16 protein-coding genes are annotated in these 18508 nt (G+C 72.0%); 14 read left to right on the forward strand and 2 right to left on the reverse strand.

The window, feature by feature from the left end:
• Positions 1–164: 164 nt before the first annotated feature.
• Both thrS and ABD194_RS17800 read left to right on the forward strand, forming a co-directional pair.
• Positions 165–2150 carry a threonine--tRNA ligase gene (thrS, locus tag ABD194_RS17795; RefSeq protein WP_343993823.1) on the forward strand — a complete coding sequence of 662 codons (1986 nt, stop codon included), beginning with the start codon at positions 165–167 and terminating at the stop codon, positions 2148–2150.
• Positions 2151–2322: 172 nt separating this feature from the next.
• A complete protein-coding gene (locus ABD194_RS17800) occupies positions 2323–5607 on the forward strand; it encodes a GH92 family glycosyl hydrolase (RefSeq protein ID WP_343993825.1) in 3285 nt (1094 codons plus the stop codon).
• A gap of 420 nt (positions 5608–6027) precedes the next feature.
• Here the strand turns inward: ABD194_RS17800 and ABD194_RS17805 are convergent, their stop codons facing one another.
• Positions 6028–6459, reverse strand: coding sequence for a hypothetical protein (locus ABD194_RS17805; protein WP_343993827.1), 432 nt, complete (start codon positions 6457–6459; stop codon positions 6028–6030).
• A 63-nt stretch (positions 6460–6522) separates the two neighbouring features.
• Here ABD194_RS17805 and ABD194_RS17810 point away from each other — a divergent pair, with 63 nt between their 5' ends.
• The 7 genes from ABD194_RS17810 (at position 6523) to ABD194_RS17840 (ending at position 12852) form a co-directional block, all read left to right on the forward strand.
• The gene (locus ABD194_RS17810; RefSeq protein ID WP_343993829.1) at positions 6523–7155 is read left to right on the forward strand and encodes an HIT family protein; all 633 of its coding nucleotides are present in this window, start codon (positions 6523–6525) and stop codon (positions 7153–7155) included.
• Between the two features lie 118 nt (positions 7156–7273).
• A complete protein-coding gene (gene pgsA / locus ABD194_RS17815) occupies positions 7274–7897 on the forward strand; it encodes a phosphatidylinositol phosphate synthase (RefSeq protein WP_343993831.1) in 624 nt (207 codons plus the stop codon).
• Positions 7894–8874 carry a phosphatidylinositol mannoside acyltransferase gene (locus ABD194_RS17820; RefSeq protein WP_343993833.1) on the forward strand — a complete coding sequence of 327 codons (981 nt, stop codon included), beginning with the start codon at positions 7894–7896 and terminating at the stop codon, positions 8872–8874. Before pgsA ends, ABD194_RS17820 begins: the two co-directional genes overlap by 4 nt.
• The gene (locus ABD194_RS17825) at positions 8871–10043 is read left to right on the forward strand and encodes a glycosyltransferase family 4 protein (protein ID WP_343993835.1); all 1173 of its coding nucleotides are present in this window, start codon (positions 8871–8873) and stop codon (positions 10041–10043) included. The genes ABD194_RS17820 and ABD194_RS17825 overlap by 4 nt, the downstream gene beginning before the upstream one ends.
• Positions 10040–10591, forward strand: a complete 552-nt coding sequence (locus ABD194_RS17830; protein ID WP_343993837.1) for a hypothetical protein — start codon at positions 10040–10042, stop codon at positions 10589–10591. Before ABD194_RS17825 ends, ABD194_RS17830 begins: the two co-directional genes overlap by 4 nt.
• Before the next feature lie 118 nt (positions 10592–10709).
• Positions 10710–11651, forward strand: a complete 942-nt coding sequence (gene pdxS, locus ABD194_RS17835) for a pyridoxal 5'-phosphate synthase lyase subunit PdxS (protein WP_425580023.1) — start codon at positions 10710–10712, stop codon at positions 11649–11651.
• 166 nt (positions 11652–11817) lie between these two features.
• Entirely contained in the window at positions 11818–12852 is a 1035-nt protein-coding gene (locus ABD194_RS17840; protein ID WP_343993839.1) for a DUF4037 domain-containing protein, read from the forward strand.
• 4 nt (positions 12853–12856) lie between these two features.
• Here ABD194_RS17840 and kynU read toward each other — a convergent pair whose 3' ends face one another.
• A complete protein-coding gene (kynU, locus tag ABD194_RS17845; RefSeq protein ID WP_343993841.1) occupies positions 12857–14110 on the reverse strand; it encodes a kynureninase in 1254 nt (417 codons plus the stop codon).
• A 206-nt stretch (positions 14111–14316) separates the two neighbouring features.
• Between kynU and pdxT the strand changes: the two genes are divergently transcribed.
• The 5 genes from pdxT (at position 14317) to ruvB (ending at position 18293) form a co-directional block, all read left to right on the forward strand.
• Positions 14317–14964: a pyridoxal 5'-phosphate synthase glutaminase subunit PdxT gene (gene pdxT / locus ABD194_RS17850; RefSeq protein ID WP_425580024.1), complete on the forward strand. Its 648-nt coding sequence runs from the start codon at positions 14317–14319 to the stop codon at positions 14962–14964.
• The gene (locus tag ABD194_RS17855) at positions 14961–15719 is read left to right on the forward strand and encodes a YebC/PmpR family DNA-binding transcriptional regulator (RefSeq protein WP_343993845.1); all 759 of its coding nucleotides are present in this window, start codon (positions 14961–14963) and stop codon (positions 15717–15719) included. Before pdxT ends, ABD194_RS17855 begins: the two co-directional genes overlap by 4 nt.
• A gap of 176 nt (positions 15720–15895) precedes the next feature.
• Complete coding sequence (ruvC, locus tag ABD194_RS17860) at positions 15896–16564, forward strand: crossover junction endodeoxyribonuclease RuvC (protein ID WP_343993847.1); 669 nt, start codon at positions 15896–15898, stop codon at positions 16562–16564.
• On the forward strand, positions 16561–17163 hold the full coding sequence (gene ruvA / locus ABD194_RS17865; RefSeq protein ID WP_343993849.1) for a Holliday junction branch migration protein RuvA: 603 nt from the start codon (positions 16561–16563) through the stop codon (positions 17161–17163). The genes ruvC and ruvA overlap by 4 nt, the downstream gene beginning before the upstream one ends.
• The gene (gene ruvB, locus ABD194_RS17870; protein ID WP_343993851.1) at positions 17160–18293 is read left to right on the forward strand and encodes a Holliday junction branch migration DNA helicase RuvB; all 1134 of its coding nucleotides are present in this window, start codon (positions 17160–17162) and stop codon (positions 18291–18293) included. Before ruvA ends, ruvB begins: the two co-directional genes overlap by 4 nt.
• Positions 18294–18508 lie beyond the last annotated feature (215 nt).

An 18508-nucleotide genomic window follows, 5' to 3' on the forward strand; every position in this document is an offset into this window, starting at 1 on the left:
CGGTTCGTGGCCTCTCGACGGTTGGAGGGGGTGGGGGCGCCGTCGACGGGCAAACCGTGTCGCCGGGCCGAGCGAGCCCTCGATACCCTTGCAACAGCCGCAGTCGCGGCGCCACCACGACCCGTCGCCCGCCGGCGGGTCCCTGTCAACGAGGAGCACCAACCGTGTCTGCACAGATCACCGTCACCGTCGCCGGAAGCGAGCGATCGGTCGCGGAGCAGACGACGGCGGGTGACCTCTTCGAGGGTGACCGCGCCGTCGTCGTGGCCCGCGTCAACGGCCAGCTGCGGGACCTGTTCCACGTCCTCGCCGAGGGCGACGTGGTCGAGCCGGTCACCGTCGAGAGCGAGGACGGCCTGTCCGTCCTGCGCCACTCCACCGCGCACGTCCTCGCGCAGGCCGTCCAGTCGCTGCGGGCCGACGCCAAGCTCGGCATCGGGCCGCCGATCCGCGACGGCTTCTACTACGACTTCGATGTCGAGACCCCGTTCCACCCCGATGACCTCAAGGCCCTCGAGAAGGCCATGCAGAAGATCATCAACGAGGGGCAGACCTTCGAGCGCCGGGTCGTCAGCGACGAAGAGGCCCTCGCGGAGCTCTCGGACGAGCCCTACAAGTGCGAGCTCGTCGGCCTCAAGGGCGGCAACGCCGACGAGGCGGCCGAGGGCGCGGGCGTCGAGGTCGGGGCCGGCGAGCTGACGATCTACGACAACATCCGCCGCGACGGCACCCGCGCCTGGGGCGACCTGTGCCGCGGCCCGCACATCCCCAGCACCAAGCTCATCGGCAACGCCTTCAAGCTGATGCGCTCGGCCGCCGCGTACTGGCGCGGCTCGGAGAAGAACCCGCAGCTCCAGCGCATCTACGGCACCGCGTGGCCCACCAAGGACGAGCTCAAGGCGTACCTCGACCGACTGGCCGAGGCCGAGCGGCGCGACCACCGCAAGCTCGGCGCCGAGCTCGACCTCTTCAGCTTCCCCGACGAGCTGGGCTCGGGGCTGCCCGTCTTCCACCCCAAGGGTGGCGTCATCAAGCGCGAGATGGAGGACTACGTCCGGCGCCGGCACATCGAGGAGGGCTTCGACTACGTCGGCACGCCACACATCAGCAAGGACGGCCTCTTCCACACCTCAGGCCACCTGCCGTACTACGCCGACACGATGTTCCCGCCGATGGAGCTCGAGGGCGCGAAGTACCAGCTCAAGGCGATGAACTGCCCGATGCACAACCTCATCTTCGCCTCGCGCGGGCGCTCCTACCGCGAGCTGCCGCTGCGCTTCTTCGAGTTCGGCTCCGTCTACCGCTACGAGAAGTCGGGCGTCGTCCACGGCCTCACCCGCGTGCGCGGCATGACGCAGGACGACTCGCACTCCTACGTCACCGCCGAGCAGGCTCCGGCCGAGATCCAGCACCTGCTCGACTTCGTCCTCTCCCTGCTGCGCGACTTCGGGCTCGACGACTTCTACCTCGAGCTGTCGACCCGTGACGAGGAGGGCGACAAGAAGGACAAGTTCATCGGCACCGACGAGCAGTGGAAGGTCGCCACCAAGGTGCTCGAGGACGTCGCCGTGGCCTCGGGTCTCGAGCTCGTGCCCGATCCAGGCGGCGCGGCGTTCTACGGACCGAAGATCTCGGTCCAGGCCCGTGACGCGATCGGCCGCACCTGGCAGATGTCGACGATCCAGTACGACTTCAACCAGCCGGAGCGCTTCGGGCTCGAGTACCAGGCCGCCGACGGCACCCGCCAGCAGCCGGTCATGATCCACTCGGCGAAGTTCGGCTCGATCGAGCGGTTCCTCGGCGTCCTCGTCGAGCACTACGCCGGAGCGTTCCCGGTGTGGCTGGCGCCCGTGCAGGTGCTCGGCGTCCCGGTCGCCGAGGAGTACGCCGACTACCTCGGCGAGGTCCTGGATCGCATGAAGCGCAAGGGAGTCCGCGTCGAGCTCGACGCGAGCGACGACCGCTTCCCGAAGAAGATCCGCAACGCGAGCAAGTCCAAGGTGCCGTTCACGCTCATCGCGGGCGAGGAGGACCGGGCGGCCGGCGCCGTGTCCTTCCGCTTCCGTGACGGCTCCCAGAAGAACGGCGTGCCGGTCGATGACGCCATCGCCGAGGTCCTCACCGCGATCGAGAGCCGCGCGCAGGTCTGAGAGGCATCACCCGAGGACGTATGCCGTCCCGCTGACCGAGCGGGACGGCATACGTCCTGTTTTGTCCGATGTCCGACGTCCATCGGACAGGACAGCGGCCTCGGGTTGCCCGGCCGACGAGACGTCACGAGTCTCGGGCAGGACACCGTCGTCGCACCCTGAAGGAACGCCCATGCGTCTCGTGCTCCGCTCGGTCGGCACCGTCGTGCTGGCCGCCACCGCCCTCGGCCCCGCCCTCGCCACCGGCTCACCGCCGGCGGCCGCCGCGGCGACCGACCCGCTCGTCCGCTCCGTCAACCCGTTCATCGGCACGCAGGACAACGGCAACACCTTCCCGGGCGCCAGCGCGCCGTTCGGCATGGTGCAGGTCAGCCCGGACACCGGGGGAGAGGGCGGCTACGACTACTCCCAGAACGCAATCTACGGCTTCAGCCAGACCCACCTGTCGGGCGTGGGTTGTCCGGTCGTCGGCGAGCTGCCGGTCATGCCCACGACGGGCGCGGTCACGACCGTCGACCCCACCCGCTACCGCTCCACCTACTCCCACACCGACGAGCACGCCGAACCGGGCTACTACCGCGTCGGCCTGCCGACCTACGGCGTGCAGGCGGAGCTGACGGCGACCGACCGCACCGGCTGGCAGCGTTTCAGCTTCCCGGCCGGCAAGCAGGCCAACGTGCTGCTCAACACGGGCAAGGCCAACATGAAGGTCTTCGACTCCGAGGTCCACGTCGTCGGCGACCGGGTCGTCGAGGGACGCATCCACGACGGCAACTTCTGCGCCGGCAAGGACCAGCACACGGTCTGGTTCCGGGCCGAGTTCGACCGGCCGTTCGACACCTTCGGCACCTGGAGCGGCTCGACGCTCACCAGTGGCCGTCGCGACGCCGCCACCACCGGCGGGGGCAACGGCGCCGCCCTCACCTTCCCGGCCGGCACCAGCTCGGTGACGATGAAGGTGGGCCTCAGCTACACCGGAGCCGAGGGCGCCCGCGCCAACCTGGCGAAGGAGACCGGCGACGGCTTCGACTTCGACGCCACCCGGGCCGCGCTCACCCAGCGCTGGGAGGAGCAGCTCGGCCACGCCCGCATCACCGGCGGCACCGAGCAGCGGCGAACGGCCTACTACACCGCCCTCTACCACTCGCTCATGCACCCGAACCTCGCCTCGGACGTCGACGGCACCTACCACGGGTGGGACGGCAAGAACCACGTGGCGCAGGGCTACACGCCCCGCCAGAACTTCTCGCTGTGGGACACCTACCGCCCGCAGAACCAGCTCCTCGAGGTCCTCGCGCCGGACGTCGCCCGCGACTCGTACCTGTCGGTGCTCGCCATCGGCCGTGAGGGCGGGTGGCTGCCGCGATGGGCCCTGGTCAACAGCGAGACCAACATCATGACCGGCGACCCGGTCACCCCGTTCCTCGTCGAGGGCTGGAGCAAGGGCTTCCTCGCCGGGCACGAGGACGAGGCGTACGCGCTGCTGAAGCAGAACGCCACCGAGCGGCCGCCGGCCGACAGCCAGTACAACGGGCGCTCCGGCCAGCCCTACTACGAGAAGCTCGGCTACATCCCCTACGGCCTGCAGGTCGGCACGGACTGCGTCTCCCACGGCGGCGACAACGACTGCGCCCACCCGGCCTCGGCCACGATGGAGTACTCAGCCGCCGACGCCTCGCTCGCCATCATGGCCAAGGCCCTCGGCCACGCCGCCGACGCGACGATGTTCACCGAGCGCAGCGGCTGGTACAAGAACCTGTGGGACGCCGGCACGAAGACGTTCCGCCCGCGCCTTGCCGACGGCACCTGGCTCGACCCGTACGACCCGGTCGAGGCGGCACACGCCTTCCACGAGGGCGGCTCGTACCAGTACCAGTGGCTGGCACCGCAGGACCCCGCCGGCCTGGTCGACATCATGGGCGGTCGAGCAGCGACCGAGAAGCGGCTCGACGACTTCTTCGCCTACGACAAGCTGCTCACCGACCCGGCCGGCACCGCGAGGACCGACTGGATCGAGGCGACCTACGCCTACTACAGCAAGCCGACCTACAACCCGAACAACGAGCCCGACCTGCTCGCTCCCTACGTCTACGCGTGGGTCCAGCAGCCGGCGAAGATCGCCACCGTCGCCAGGGCCGCCTTCACCCTCTTCACCGACGGCGCCGACGGCATGACGGGCAACGACGACCTCGGCACGATGAGCGCCTGGTACGTCTTCTCCTCGTGGGGCCTCTACCCGACGATGAGCGGCGCGAACTACTTCGTGGTCAGCTCGCCGCAGTTCGAGCGGGTCGACATCGACGTGGCATCGCCGACGACGGCTCGCACCGGCCAGGGCGGCCGCCTGACCATCACGGCTCCCGGCGTCTCCGACGAGAACCGCTACGTCCAGACGCTGACCGTCGACGGCGACAAGAGCACCAGGAGCTGGGTCGGCTGGGACGCCATCCGCAGCGGCGGCACACTCGCCCACACGGTCGGCAGCACGCCGAGCCGGTGGGGCACCAGGCCCTCGGACGTCCCGCCGTCCGCCGTGCAGGCGGGGCGTGACCCGCGCCTGTCGTTGTCGATGAGCGCACACCCCGACCCCGTCGTGGTGCCCACGGGTGCGCGCCAGGCCCGGTTCACCGTCGACCTCGTCGGGCAGGCGCCGAAGAGCCTCCCGGTGGACGTGTCCGTCACCGCCCCGGACGGCTGGCGCGCGACGCCGGGCCCGAACGGCGACGGTGCCACCGTGCTGCACAGCAACGGCGTCCCCTCGAGCGCGTCTCTGGCCGTGACGCTCACGCTGCCGGCCGGGCTCGGCGTCGGCTCGCACGAGGTCACCGTCACGGCGTCGGCCCCCGGCGTGGACCCCGTGACGAAGGTCGTCACGGTGCAGCTGCAGGAGGCGCTGGGCTGCCTCTCGGGTGCCACCGGCTGCGCCGTCGACCTCGGCGAGGCCCGCAACCACGACGGGACCGCGACCGTCTCGGCACCGGACGAGGGCAACTTCGACGGCGGCGGCTGGAGCTACGACGCGGCCCTGCTGCCGACCGCCGGCGCATGGGACTGGAACGGCGTGACGTATGCCGCTCCGGTCACCTCCGGGACGACGCCGAACTTCGTCGAGGGCCGGGGCCAGACACTCCTCGTCCCGGCCGCGAGCCGCACGGCGGTCCACGTCGTCGGCTCCACCCACAACGGTGACGTGACGACGGCCCTGCGCCTGACCTACACCGACGGCAGCGTCGCGTCCGTGCCGGTCTCGCTGACCGACTGGGCCGCCGGGAGCGGCCACAACGGCAACCAGGTCGCCATCGCGATGGACCACCGGATCAAGCGCGGCTCGGGCGTCGACGGGCCCCCGGTCCAGCTCTTCGGCACGACCGTCGCCGCAGACCCCGCGAAGCAGCTGCAGTCCGTGACGCTCCCGAACGACGCCCGTTTCGAGGTGTATGCGGTGTCGCTGGGCTGAGCGCCGACGGGCACGACGTGTGCCGTCCCACCGAGCCGGCGGGACGGCATACGTCCGCTCGTGGCCGTCGGTCCGCGGGCTGCGACTTTTTCTCCGAAGTGCTTGCGCGACAAGCCGGCCGTGCTACAAAGGACGTACCGAACCGCTTCGGCGGAACGGTTCCCGAATCGCTTCGGCGAGGAGGAACAGAAGGCCCGGGAACTCATACTTCCCGGGCCTTCCCCTTCCCGGTCCTGCGGCTCTCACACCCACAGGGCCGTCCCGTCGTGGGGGCGGACGCAGCAGGGCCCTGCGGTCTCACACACCGCAGGGCCCTCTCCATTGAACCGAACGTGGGCGGCTCGCGCGAAATCGACACGCGCGGCCGGTCCCGGCCGGCAGGTCAGGGCTGCACGGCCCGCACCCACCACCGGTGGTGGGTCAGCTCCACCGGCTCGCCGCGGCCGGCCTGGGGGTGCCGAACCACGTCCGCGTCTGCTCGGCGTCCCGCGACCCCACCTGCTGCGTCAGCAGCGCCCCGGTCCGCGTCGTGCTCCACGACCACGACGCCGCGTGGCTCGAGGGCCGCCCGGGCCACGGGCACGTTCGGTGGCCAGCCGTCGTTGCCACGACTCGCGTGCGTGCGATGCTCGCGCCTGCCGCGTCGAGCAACCGCAGCAGCTGCTCACGGCCACCGGTGCCCATGTCGAGAACCGACGAGCCGTCCCGCATCGCGCGCACGCACTGGTCCTCGAAGTCCCACGGGGTGGGACTCTCGCCCGTCCCCGATGCCACGTCCGAGAAGTCCCAGCCGGCGTGGTCCGTCGACCACGCGTCGGTCCAGGCGGCGAGCAGCTGCGAGGTGACGATCACGCCCGTTCTCGCCCGGGGGTCCCGTCCTCGCCCGACGAGCCGCTCGCCCTAGGATCACCTGTCATGACGAGGCAGGCGAGTGGCCCCACGACGCCCGGCGCGACCACGACTCCCGACGGTGAGCCGACCGAGCACTCGACCGAGCCCGCGACCGAGCCCGCGATACAGCCCGCGCACGACTTCGCCCGCGTCGAGGACGGCTTCGAGCGGCTGTGGACACCGCACCGCATGGCCTACATCGAGGGCGACAGGCCCACCGAGGAGGCCGGCACCGGTTGTCCCTTCTGCGCGGCGCCCGGCAAGTCGGACGCGGAGGGGCTGGTCGTCCACCGGGGCGAGCACTGCTACGTCGTCCTGAACCTCTTCCCCTACAACCCCGGGCACCTGCTCGTCTGCCCCTACCGCCACGTCTCCCTCTACGTGGACCTCACCGACGACGAGACGAGTGAGTTCACCGCCCTGACGAAGCAGGCCGTCCGCGCCCTCGAGGCCGCGTCGGGACCCCACGGCTTCAACCTCGGCATGAACCAGGGCGCCGTCGCGGGGGCCGGTGTCGCGGCGCACCTGCACCAGCACGTCGTCCCACGCTGGAGCGGCGACTCCAACTTCCTGCCGATCATCGGACAGACCAAGGCCCTGCCGGTCCTGCTGGAGGACACCCGCGCCCGCCTCGTCGCGGCCTGGCCCACTTCCTGAGCCCACGCTCTGAGCTCATCCTCTCTGGGCCACCCCCTCGGGCCGCTGCCTGAGCACGGCGCGCCGCTGTGCTGGGGGTGCCCGGGCTCCCGGCACCCATCAGTACGCTGGTCCCACCATGCTCAACAGACTCCTGCGCGCGTCGATGACCAAGATCCTCGGTCCGATCGCCCACCTGTTCCTCCGGCTCGGGATCAGTCCCGACATCGTCACGATCGTCGGCACGGTGGGGGTGTGCGTGGGAGCGCTGGCGTTCTTCCCCCGCGGCGAGATGTGGGTGGGGGTTCTCGTCATCACGGCCTTCGTCTTCTCCGACAACGTCGACGGCATCATGGCGCGCGAGTCGGGCCGCTCGAGCAAGTGGGGCGCCTACCTCGACTCCACGCTCGACCGCATCGGCGACTCGGCGATCTTCGGTGGGCTCGTGCTGTTCTACGCCGGCCGCGGCAACAACCAGCTGATGGCCGGCCTCGCGCTGGCCTGCCTCATCCTCGGCAGCGTCGTCTCCTACGCCAAGGCACGGGCCGAGGGCCTCGGCTACACGGCGAACGTCGGCATCGCCGAGCGCGCCGACCGGCTCGTCGCCGTGCTCGTCGCCGCCTTCTTCGCCGACGTCTTCGACTCGACGGTCCTGCTCGGCGTGGTGCTCGGGCTGCTGGCCGTCGCCAGCTTCATCACCGTCCTGCAGCGGATGCTGACCGTCCGCAAGCAGGCCCTCGCCTCCGGAGAGGTGGGCGCGTGACGGGCATCGCCCGCCGGGCGACCGACACCGTCAGCGTGCTCGGGTTCCGGCTCGGCTGGTCCGCCGTACGCGCCCTGCCGGAGCGGGCGGCATACGCCCTCTTCGACCGCGTCGCGGACGTCCTCGTCGCCCGGGGTGGGAAGGGCATCGACCGCCTGCGCTCGAACTACCGCCGCGTCCGGCCCGAGCTGTCCGAGGCTGACCTCGACGCCCTGGTGCGCGCGGGCATGCGCTCCTACATGCGCTACTACTGCGAGGCGTTCCGGCTCCCGTCGCTCTCGCGCGCCCAGATCGACGGCGCCGTCGAGGTGCGCGGAGACGCCCAGGTCCGTGAGCACTGCGCCCAGGGCGAGACGGTGGTCGTCTTCGTCGGCCACCTGGGCAACTTCGACCTGGCGGCCGCGTGGTCGGCGGGCAGCCTCATGCCGGTGACGACGGTCGCCGAGCGGCTGAAGCCGGAGGAGGTCTACCAGGAGTTCGTGGCCTTCCGGCGCAGCATCGACATGGACATCATCCCGTTGACCGGGGGAGACGACCCCTTCCACGGGCTCCTGTCGGCCGCCCGCGGCGGCGGCCGCATCATCGCGCTGGCCGCCGACCGCGACCTCACCAACGGTGGCGTGGAGGTCGACCTGCTCGGCCACCGGGCCCGCATGGCCAAGGGGCCTGCGGTGCTCTCGCTCATGACGGGCGCGCCGCTCTACGCCGCGCGCATCTGGTACGAAGCCGCCGCGCCGGGCGAGGGTCTCGGCGGCCACCGCACCGTCATCGAGTTCAGCGACCGGCTCGTGCCGCGGGTCTCCGGCACCACCGCCGCCCGCGCCGCCGACCTCGTCCAGCAGTGCGCCGACCACCTCGCCGTGACCATCCGGGAGCACACCTCCAGCTGGCACATGCTCCAGCGCGTCTTCGTCGAGGACCTCGACGCACCGGCGACACCCGCGGCCAGCACACCGGTCGCAGGCCACGCGCCATGAGGATCGGCATCGTCTGCCCGTACTCGTTCGACGTCCCCGGCGGGGTGCAGTTCCACGTCCGCGACCTCGCCGAGCACCTCATCGGTCTGGGGCACGAGGTGTCGGTCCTCGCGCCGGCCGAGAGCGAGACCGAGCTGCCCGCCTACGTCACGTCGGCCGGCCGGGCCACGGCCGTGCGCTACAACGGCTCGGTCGCGAGGCTCAACTTCGGGCCGGTCAGTGCCTCGAAGGTCAGCAGGTGGCTCGACGCCGGCAGCTTCGACGTGCTGCACCTGCACGAGCCCGTCACCCCGAGCATCAGCGTCCTCGCCCTCATGGCGGCGGACGGGCCCATCGTAGCGACCTTCCACACCTCGATGCTGCGCTCGCGCTCGATGCAGGCGGCCTACCCCATCATCCGGCCGAGCCTCGAGAAGATCGCCGGGCGCATCGCCGTGAGCGAGGACGCCCGACGCACCGTCACGACCCACGTCGGCGGTGACGCGGTCGTCATCCCCAACGGCGTCTACGTAGACCGCTTCGCCGACGCACCGCGGCGGGGCCCGTGGATCGGCACGCCGGCCTCGCCCACCATCGCCTTCCTCGGCCGCATGGGTGAGCCGCGCAAGGGGCTGCCGGTGCTCGCGGCGGCCCTGCCGGAGGTGCTCCGCGAGTTCCCGCGCCTGCGCGTCCTCGTGGCCGGCCCCGGCGCCGTGGAGGAGGTCACCGACGGCTGGCCCCCCGAGGTCACGGCCGCCTGCCAGTTCCTCGGCGCGGTGTCCGACGACGACAAGGCCTCCCTGCTCGCCTCGGTCGACGTCTACGTCGCGCCCAACACCGGCGGCGAGAGCTTCGGCATCATCCTCATCGAGGCGATGAGCGCGGGCGCCTGCGTGCTCGCCAGCGACCTGCCTGCCTTCTCGCGCGTGCTCGACGGCGGGACGGCGGGCGCGATGTTCGCCAACGAGCAGCCGGCGGAGCTCGCGCGCACCCTCGTGGACCTGCTGCGCCGGCCCGACCGTCGTGCGACCCTGGCCGCCGCCGGGCAGCACCGCGCCCGGCTCTTCGACTGGTCCGTGGTCGCCGACGAGATCCTCGCCGTCTACGAGACGGTCATCGAGGGACGCGCGGCCGCCCAGTGGGAGCCGCAGGGACGCTGGAACCGCTTCCTCCGAGGGGGTGGCCGGTGAGCGAGCTCCTCTCCTGGGTCTTCGCGGTCCTCTTCGTCCTTGTCGTCGCGGCCTGGTATCTCTCCTACACCGCCGCCCGGCTCGACCGGCTGCACGTCCGGCTCAGCGGCACCCTCGCCGCCCTCGACGCCCGTCTCGTCCGCCGGGCCGAGGCCGCCGTCGAGCTCGCCAACAGCGGCCTGCTCGACGGCGCCACCGCGCTGATCCTCGCCAACGCGGCTGCCGGTTCCCTCGAGGCGCCGGCGGACCACGGCGAGGAGCGCGAGCTCGCCGAGAACGACCTGACCGAGGCGCTCGACATCGCCCTGACGCCCGACGTCGTCGCCGAGCTGCGCTCGACCCCCCTCGGGCAGGACGTCCTCGCCCGAGTCGGCTCCGCCTGCACGCGCGTGCAGCTGGCGCGGCGGTTCCACAACGACGCCGTCACCGACGTCCGGCGCGTGCGGCGCAAGTGGGCCATCCGCCTCTTCCACCTCGCCGGCCACACGCCGATGCCGCACACCGTCGAGTTCAACGACGAGGCACCGGAGCACCTCACCTTGGTTTGAGGCCGTGTGAGCCCGTGCCGCACCTGCCCCTCGCTGCCGGGCGGACCGTGTCGTGGGCACCGGGCACGGGGGCCTACCCTTTGTGGCAGCACCACTCCAGTACACGGGAAAGCAGGACATCGTGAGCACCACCCCGACCTCGGGCAGCACGCCCGTGGCTGACCAGCAGTCCGGCCCGAGCGCCACCGGCACGACCCGCGTCAAGCGCGGCATGGCCGAGATGCTCAAGGGCGGCGTCATCATGGACGTCGTCACCGCCGAGCAGGCGAAGATCGCCGAGGACGCCGGCGCCGTCGCCGTCATGGCGCTCGAGCGGGTCCCCGCCGACATCCGCGCCCAGGGCGGTGTGTCGCGCATGAGCGACCCCGACATGATCGACAGCATCATCGAGGCCGTCTCGATCCCCGTCATGGCCAAGGCCCGCATCGGCCACTTCGTCGAGGCCCAGGTGCTCCAGAGCCTCGGCGTCGACTACATCGACGAGTCCGAGGTGCTGACCCCGGCCGACTACGCGAACCACATCGACAAGTGGCAGTTCACCGTGCCCTTCGTCTGCGGCGCGACGAACCTCGGCGAGGCCCTGCGCCGCATCACCGAGGGCGCGGCGATGATCCGCTCCAAGGGCGAGGCCGGCACGGGTGACGTCTCCAACGCGACGACGCACATGCGCACCCTCCGCGCCGAGATCAACCGGCTCCGCTCGATGAGCCCCGACGAGCTCTACGTCGCGGCCAAGGAGCTGCAGGCCCCCTACGAGCTCGTGCGGGAGGTCGCCGAGGCCGGCAAGCTCCCGGTCGTGCTCTTCACCGCCGGCGGGATCGCGACCCCCGCCGACGCGGCGATGATGATGCAGCTCGGCGCCGAGGGCGTCTTCGTCGGCTCCGGCATCTTCAAGTCGGGCAACCCCGCTCAGCGCGCCGAGGCCATCGTCAAGGCGACGACCTTCCACGACGACCCGGATGTCATCGCCAAGGTCTCCCGCGGCCTCGGCGAGGCCATGGTCGGCATCAACGTCGACGAGATCCCGCAGCCGCACCGGCTCGCCGAGCGCGGTTGGTGACCTCCCCACTCCCAGCCGCCCGCTGACGTATGCCGTCGCGCCCGACCGGGCGCGGCGGCATACGTCGTCCTTGGCCGGCCGGCGGCGCCGTGTGCAGCTGCTGGGGCCCCGACCCCGACGCCTGCACACACCACTGGTCGAGGCCGGCAACTGGCAGGCTCGGGGCGTGACGCCTTCCGGAACCGAGCTCTCGCGGTCCTACTTCGAGCACGTCGTGCGGCCGATCGTCGAGGCGGCCTGGCCGCGGATGCCGTATGCCGCCGCGCGCCTGGGCAGCGGCTCCGAGGTCCTCGGCCTGGACGACGCGAGGTCGCGAGACCACGACTGGGGGCTGCGACTCGAGCTGCTCGTGCCCGCCGAGAGGGTCGACGCAGTCGACACGCACCTGGCCGCGCACCTGCCGGAGACCTTCGCCGGCCACCCGGTGCGGTTCCCGACGACCTGGGACCCCGTGGTTCGTCACCGCGTACAGACCTCGACGGCCCGCGACCTCGCCGTCTCGCGGCTCGGTGCCGATGCCACCCGCGACCTCGGCACTGATGAGTGGCTCTCGCTCACCGGGCAGGCCGTTCTCGAGGTCACCGCCGGCCCGGTCTTCGTCGACGGCTCGGGCGAGCTGGACGGCATACGGCGTCGGCTGGAGTGGTACCCCGATGACGTCTGGCGGCACGTCGTCGCGACCGACTGGGCCCGGGTGGCCCAGGAGCTGCCGTTCGTCGGGCGAGCGGGCGAGCGCGGCGACGACCTCGGCTCACGGGTGATGGCGGCCCGGCTCGCGACGATCGCCATGCACCTGGGCCACCTGCTCGAGCGTCGCTGGCCGCCCTACGCCAAGTGGTTGGGCACCAGCTTCGCCGCGCTGCCGCGGGCCGGATCGGCCGCCGCGCCACTGGGGTCCGCGCTCGAGGCGGGCGACTGGCACTCTCGCGAGGCGGGGCTCGTCGCGGCGCTCCGGCAGCTGAGCCGGCTGCAGGGCGAGGTCGGGCTGCCCGCGCTGGACGACCCCGTCGAGCCCTTCTGGGACCGGCCCTTCCAGGGTGTGCGCGCGGCCGCGGTCACCCTGGTCGCCGACAGCGCGCGCGACCCCGCGGTCCGCGCGCTGCCCAGGGGTGTCGGCTCGGCGGAGCAGTGGAGCGACAACGTCGACGTGCTGGTGCGGCCGGCTCTGCGCCGGCCGCCACGGGAGTCGAATGCCGGGTGATCCGTCAGGTGACCGCGCCCCGCTGCGCGAACTTTGGCCGCTCGAACTCGCGGCGGTCGAGGACCTCCTTGACGTGCACGGCGGCCCGCACCGCGTCGACGTGCGTGACGTAGAGCGGCGCGAAGCCGAGGCGGATGATGTCGGGCTCGCGGAAGTCGCCGATGACCCCGCGGGCGATGAGCGCCTGCACGACCGCGAACGCCTCCGGGTGCCGCAGCGACACCTGCGAGCCCCGGCGCTCCGGCTCGCGCGGCGTCGCGAGCGGCAGGTCCACGCCCAGCGAGTCGAGGGCGCCCATGAACGCGCCCGTGACGGACAGCGAGGCGGCGCGCACGTCGGCGGGGGAGAGCCCGTCGTATGCCGTCAGCGCGGCCTCCAGCGCCAGCACCGAGAGCAGCGGCGGGGTGCCCACCCTGGCGCGGGTGATGCCGGGCGCCGGCTCGTAGTCCGGCCGCATGGCGAAGGGGTGGGCGTGTCCCTGCCAGCCGGTGAGCGGCTGGTCGAAGTCGTCCTGGTGGCGCGCGGCGACATAGAGGAAAGCGGGCGCGCCCGGGCCGCCGTTGAGGTACTTGTAGCCGCAGCCGATCGCCAGGTCCGCCCCTCCCTCGTCCAGATCCACCTCGACGACACCGGCGGAGTGGCACAGGTCCCAGCACGCGAGCGCGCCCACCTCGTGCGCGACGGCCGTGATGGCGCGCAGGTCCCACAGCTCGCCCGTGCGGTAGTCGACGCTCGAGTAGGACGCGAGGGCGAGGTCGTCGCCGAGCTCCCGGATCGCGGCCACCGCCTCGCGCGGGTGCACGCGGCGAACCTGCAGCCCGGCCAGCGCGGCCGCGGACTCGGTCATGTAGAGGTCGGTCGGGAACGAGTCGGGGTCGGTCAGCACGACCGTTCGCCCCGGTCGCAGGCGCCCCGCGCCGATCACGGCCTTGAAGAGGTTGACGGACGTCGAGTCGGTGACGACGACCTGGCCGGGCGCCGCACCGACGAGGCGGCCCACGCGGTCGCCGACGCGGGTCTGGGCGCCCCACCAGTCGGCCTCGTTCCACGACCGGATCAGGCGCTCGCCCCACTGCCGGTGCAAAACGTCGTCGACGACCGGGGGCACGGCTCGAGGCAGGGCGCCGAGCGAGTTGCCGTCCAGGTAGATCACGTCGTCGGGGAGGTCGAAGAGCTCTCGCGTGCCGCGCAGGGGAGAGGCGTCGTCCGCCTGCTGCGCATCGTTCATGAGGGCGTCGTGGGTGTGCACCGTCGTCATGGCCGCAACGTATCCCGTGCGCCGCCGCCGATGTCAGCACCGCCTCCTCGAACGTCTCGCACCCGAGACAGACACGCACGGGTGCACCGCAGCCACCCGTGGCGAGCCCGCTGTCCGGCGCGTTCTACCCTGATCCGGTGAGCACGACGACCAAGACTGCCCGCCCCGCCTCCGCCGGCGCGCCTTCCGACGAGACGAAGCCGCGGATCGGCGTCCTCGCGGTGCAGGGAGACGTGCGCGAGCACCTGGCCGCGCTGACGGCCCTCGGGGCCGAAGCCGTCACCGTCCGTCGGCCGGCCGAGGTCGAGGCGATCGACGGGCTCGTCATCCCCGGCGGCGAGTCCACGGTCATGGACAAGCTCGTCCGTGCCTTCGAGCTGCGCGAGCCGCTGCTGCGGCGCATCGCCGAGGGGATGCCCGCCTACGGCTCCTGCGCCGGGATGATCATGCTCGCGGACCGGATCGCCGACGCCCGCCCCGGTCAGCAGACGCTCGGCGGCCTCGACATCACCGTGCGGCGCAACGCGTTCGGCCGCCAGGTCGACTCCTTCGAGCAGAACCTCGACTACGCCTGGGGCAGCCCCGCCAACACCGGTACGGTCCACGCCGTCTTCATCCGCGCCCCGTGGGTCGAGGACGCCGGACCCGACGTCGAGGTGCTCGCCCGCGTGAGCGAGGGGCAGGCCGCCGGTAGGATCGTCGCGGTCCGGCAGGGCAACCTCATGGCCACCTCCTTCCACCCCGAGGTGGGCGCCGACCGCCGGATCCACGCCGAGTTCGTCTCGATCGTCAGAGAGCACCGACTCCAGCAGTCGGGCGCACGCCAGTCACCGGAACGCGAGGACACTGCATGAGCGGCCACTCCAAATGGGCCACCACGAAGCACCAGAAGGCGGCCAAGGACGCCAAGCGCGGCAAGCTCTTCGCCAAGCTCATCAAGAACATCGAGGTCGCGGCCCGTCAGGGCGGCGCTGACCCCGCGGGCAACCCGACGCTCTACGACGCCATCCAGAAGGCGAAGAAGACCTCGGTGCCCAACGACAACATCGACCGCGCCGTCAAGCGCGCGTCGGGTGCCGAGGCGGGCGCGGCCGACTGGCAGACGATCATGTACGAGGGCTACGCGCCCAACGGTGTCGCGGTGCTCATCGAGTGCCTCACCGACAACCGAAACCGCGCCGCTGCCGAGGTGCGCACCGCGCTGACGCGCAACGGCGGCCAGCTCGCCGACCCGGGCTCGGTGTCCTACGTCTTCAACCGCAAGGGTGTCGTGACCGTCCTCAAGGAGGCCGGCTCCGAGGACGACATCCTCGAGGTCGTGCTCGAGGCCGGCGCCGAGGAGGTCAACGACAACGGCGACACCTGGGAGATCATCTCCGAGGCCACCGACTTCGTCGCGGTGCGCAAGGCGATCCAGGACGCCGGCATCGACTACGAGTCGGCCGAGGCGTCGTTCGTGCCCAACCTGCAGGTCCCGCTCGACCTCGACGGCGCGAAGAAGATGATCCGCGTCATCGAGGCGCTCGAGGACAGCGACGACGTGCAGAACGTCTTCGCCAACGGCGACATCCCCGACGACGTGCTCGCCCAGCTCGACGACGAGGAGTGACCCGCGGCCCCGAGGCCGACGGAACGGGAGGCACGCCGGTGACCGGCGTGCCTCCCGTCCGTTGCGGACCCGCCCGTTAGCGTTGTCCCGAACACGTGTTCGGATCGTCACAGCCCGACACTCGCCCCCGACGCTCTCGTCCCGACAGCCCGTCCCAGACCCCGAGGAGGTATGCCGTGCGCGTCCTCGCGGTCGACCCCGGGCTCACCCGGTGCGGCGTGGGCGTCGTCGACGGGGTCCCCGGCCGCAAGCTCTCCCTCGTCGAGGTGGGCGTGATCCGCACGCCCGCCGGTGACCCGACGCCCAAGCGCCTCGTCGCCGTCGAGGACGAGATGCGCCAGTGGTTCGCCCGGCACCGCCCCGAGGCCGTGGCCATCGAGCGGGTCTTCGCCGACACCAACGTCTCCACCGTCATGGGCACCGCCCAGGTGACCGGCATCGTCATGATCATGGCCGAGCGGCTGGGCCTGCCGGTCACGCTCCACACACCCACCGAGGTCAAGGCCGCCGTCAGCGGCAGCGGCCGCGCGGACAAGGCGCAGGTCACCACCATGGTCACCCGACTGCTCGGGCTGGACGCGCCCCCCAAGCCGGCCGACGCCGCCGACGCCCTCGCCCTCGCCATCTGCCACGTCTGGCGCGGTGGCACGCAGAACCGGCTCGAGGAAGCCCGGCTCGAGGTGCTCGCCCGCACGGGCGGCCGGGGGAGCGGCATACCCCGTCGTGTCCCACCGGGTGCCGCGCCACCGGCCCAGCGGCTGCGCGCCGCCACCAACCAGCCGCCCCGCAACCGAGTCGGCATCGACCGACCCCAGTCACCGCACCCTGGAGCCCAGCCCCGATGATCGCCTCGCTCTCCGGAACCGTCCTCAAGGTCGGCCTCGACTCCGTCGTCGTCGGCGTCGGAGGCGTGGGCATGCTCGTCCACACGACTCCCGCGACGGCCGCCTCGGTGCGCCTCGGGCAGCCGACCGAGCTCGCGACGAGCCTCGTCGTCCGTGAGGACTCGCTGACGCTCTACGGCTTCGCCACCGACGACGAGAAGCACGTGTTCGAGACGGTGCAGACCGTCTCGGGCGTCGGGCCGCGGCTGGCCCTGGCCGTGCTTGCCGTCCACTCGCCCGACGCGGTCCGCGTGGCCCTCGGCACCGGGGACCTCGTGGCACTGACCAAGGTGCCGGGCATCGGCAAGAAGGGCGCTGAGCGCATGGTCCTCGAGCTCAAGGACAAGCTGGGCGCCCTGCCCGGGTCGGTGGGTCAGGCCGCTCCCGTGCCGCTCGACACCGGCGAGGCCTGGCGCGAGCAGGTCCGCGAGGCCCTCGTCGGTCTCGGCTGGACGGCCCGCCAGGCCGACGACGCGCTCGACAAGGTCGCACCGCTCGCGGCCGACGGAGCGGGAGTCTCTGCGCTGCTCCGGGCGGCGCTGCAGGAGCTGGGCCGATGAGCGTCGGTCCGTGGGGCAGTGATGCCGAGGCCGACCAGCAGGTGTGGGACGACGGATCCTTCGACGCGACCGCCCGGATCGTCGACGCCGCCGGCGACAGCGACGAGCGACAGGTGGAGGCGGCACTGCGGCCCAAGCGGCTCGACGAGTTCCCCGGACAGACCCGCGTGCGCGACCAGCTCGGCCTCGTCCTCAAGGCCGCGAAGCGGCGCGGCACCCCGCCGGACCACGTCCTGCTCTCCGGCCCGCCCGGCCTCGGCAAGACGACGCTCGCGATGATCGTCGCCGGAGAGCTCGAGCAGCCCATCCGGATCACCTCCGGCCCTGCCATCCAGCACGCGGGAGACCTCGCGTCGGTGCTCTCCTCGCTCGCCGAGGGCGAGGTCCTCTTCCTCGACGAGATCCACCGGATGTCCCGGTCGGCCGAGGAGATGCTCTACCTCGCGATGGAGGACTTCCGGGTCGACGTCATCATCGGCAAGGGCCCGGGCGCGACGGCGATCCCGCTGGAGCTGCCGCCGTTCACCGTCGTCGGGGCGACCACGCGCGCCGGTCTGCTGCCCGCGCCCCTGCGGGACCGGTTCGGCTTCACCGGCCACCTCGACTACTACACCGCTGCCGACCTCGTGACGATCCTGCACCGCTCCGCGCGCCTGCTGGGTCTCGAGGCGGACGAGGACGGCATCCGGGAGATCTCACTGCGCTCTCGCGGCACCCCGCGCATCGCGAACCGCCTGCTGCGCCGGGTCCGGGACTGGGCACAGGTGCACGGCGAGGACCGCGTCACCGAGGCGGCCGCGCGCCAGGCCCTGGAGCTCTTCGACGTCGACGAGCGTGGGCTCGACCGGCTCGACCGCGCGGTGCTCGAGGCCCTGTGCCGGCGCTTCAACGGTGGCCCGGTGGGGCTGTCGACGCTCGCGGTCTCGGTGGGGGAGGAGCCCGACACCGTCGAGACCGTGGCCGAGCCCTACCTCGTCCGCGAGGGCTTCATGGTGCGCACGCCGCGGGGGCGTGCCGCCTCGAGCCTCGCGTGGGAGCACCTCGGCCTGACCCCTCCGCTCGACGCCCAGTCCATGTGGGGGGCGACGCTGCCCATCGACGAGGCCGGCGGCGGCCGCTTCGAGGCATGAGCCCGGCATCGCGAGCCGCGACCCGAGCCGGTCTCCAGCTCGGCCTCGAACTGGGTCGGGAACGGCGTGTCGGACGCCGTGCGCAACGCTGCCAAAACGTGACATGCCGGTGTGCGCCGAGGGTTGTGTCCCGTCTGACAAACTGCACCCGCGCACGTAGACTCCTGCGGGCACCATCGCCGCTGCCGCGGCACCATCCGGTGCCCCCGGTCGTT

This window comes from Terrabacter terrae, assembly GCF_039529575.1.
Classification (GTDB): domain Bacteria; phylum Actinomycetota; class Actinomycetes; order Actinomycetales; family Dermatophilaceae; genus Terrabacter; species Terrabacter terrae.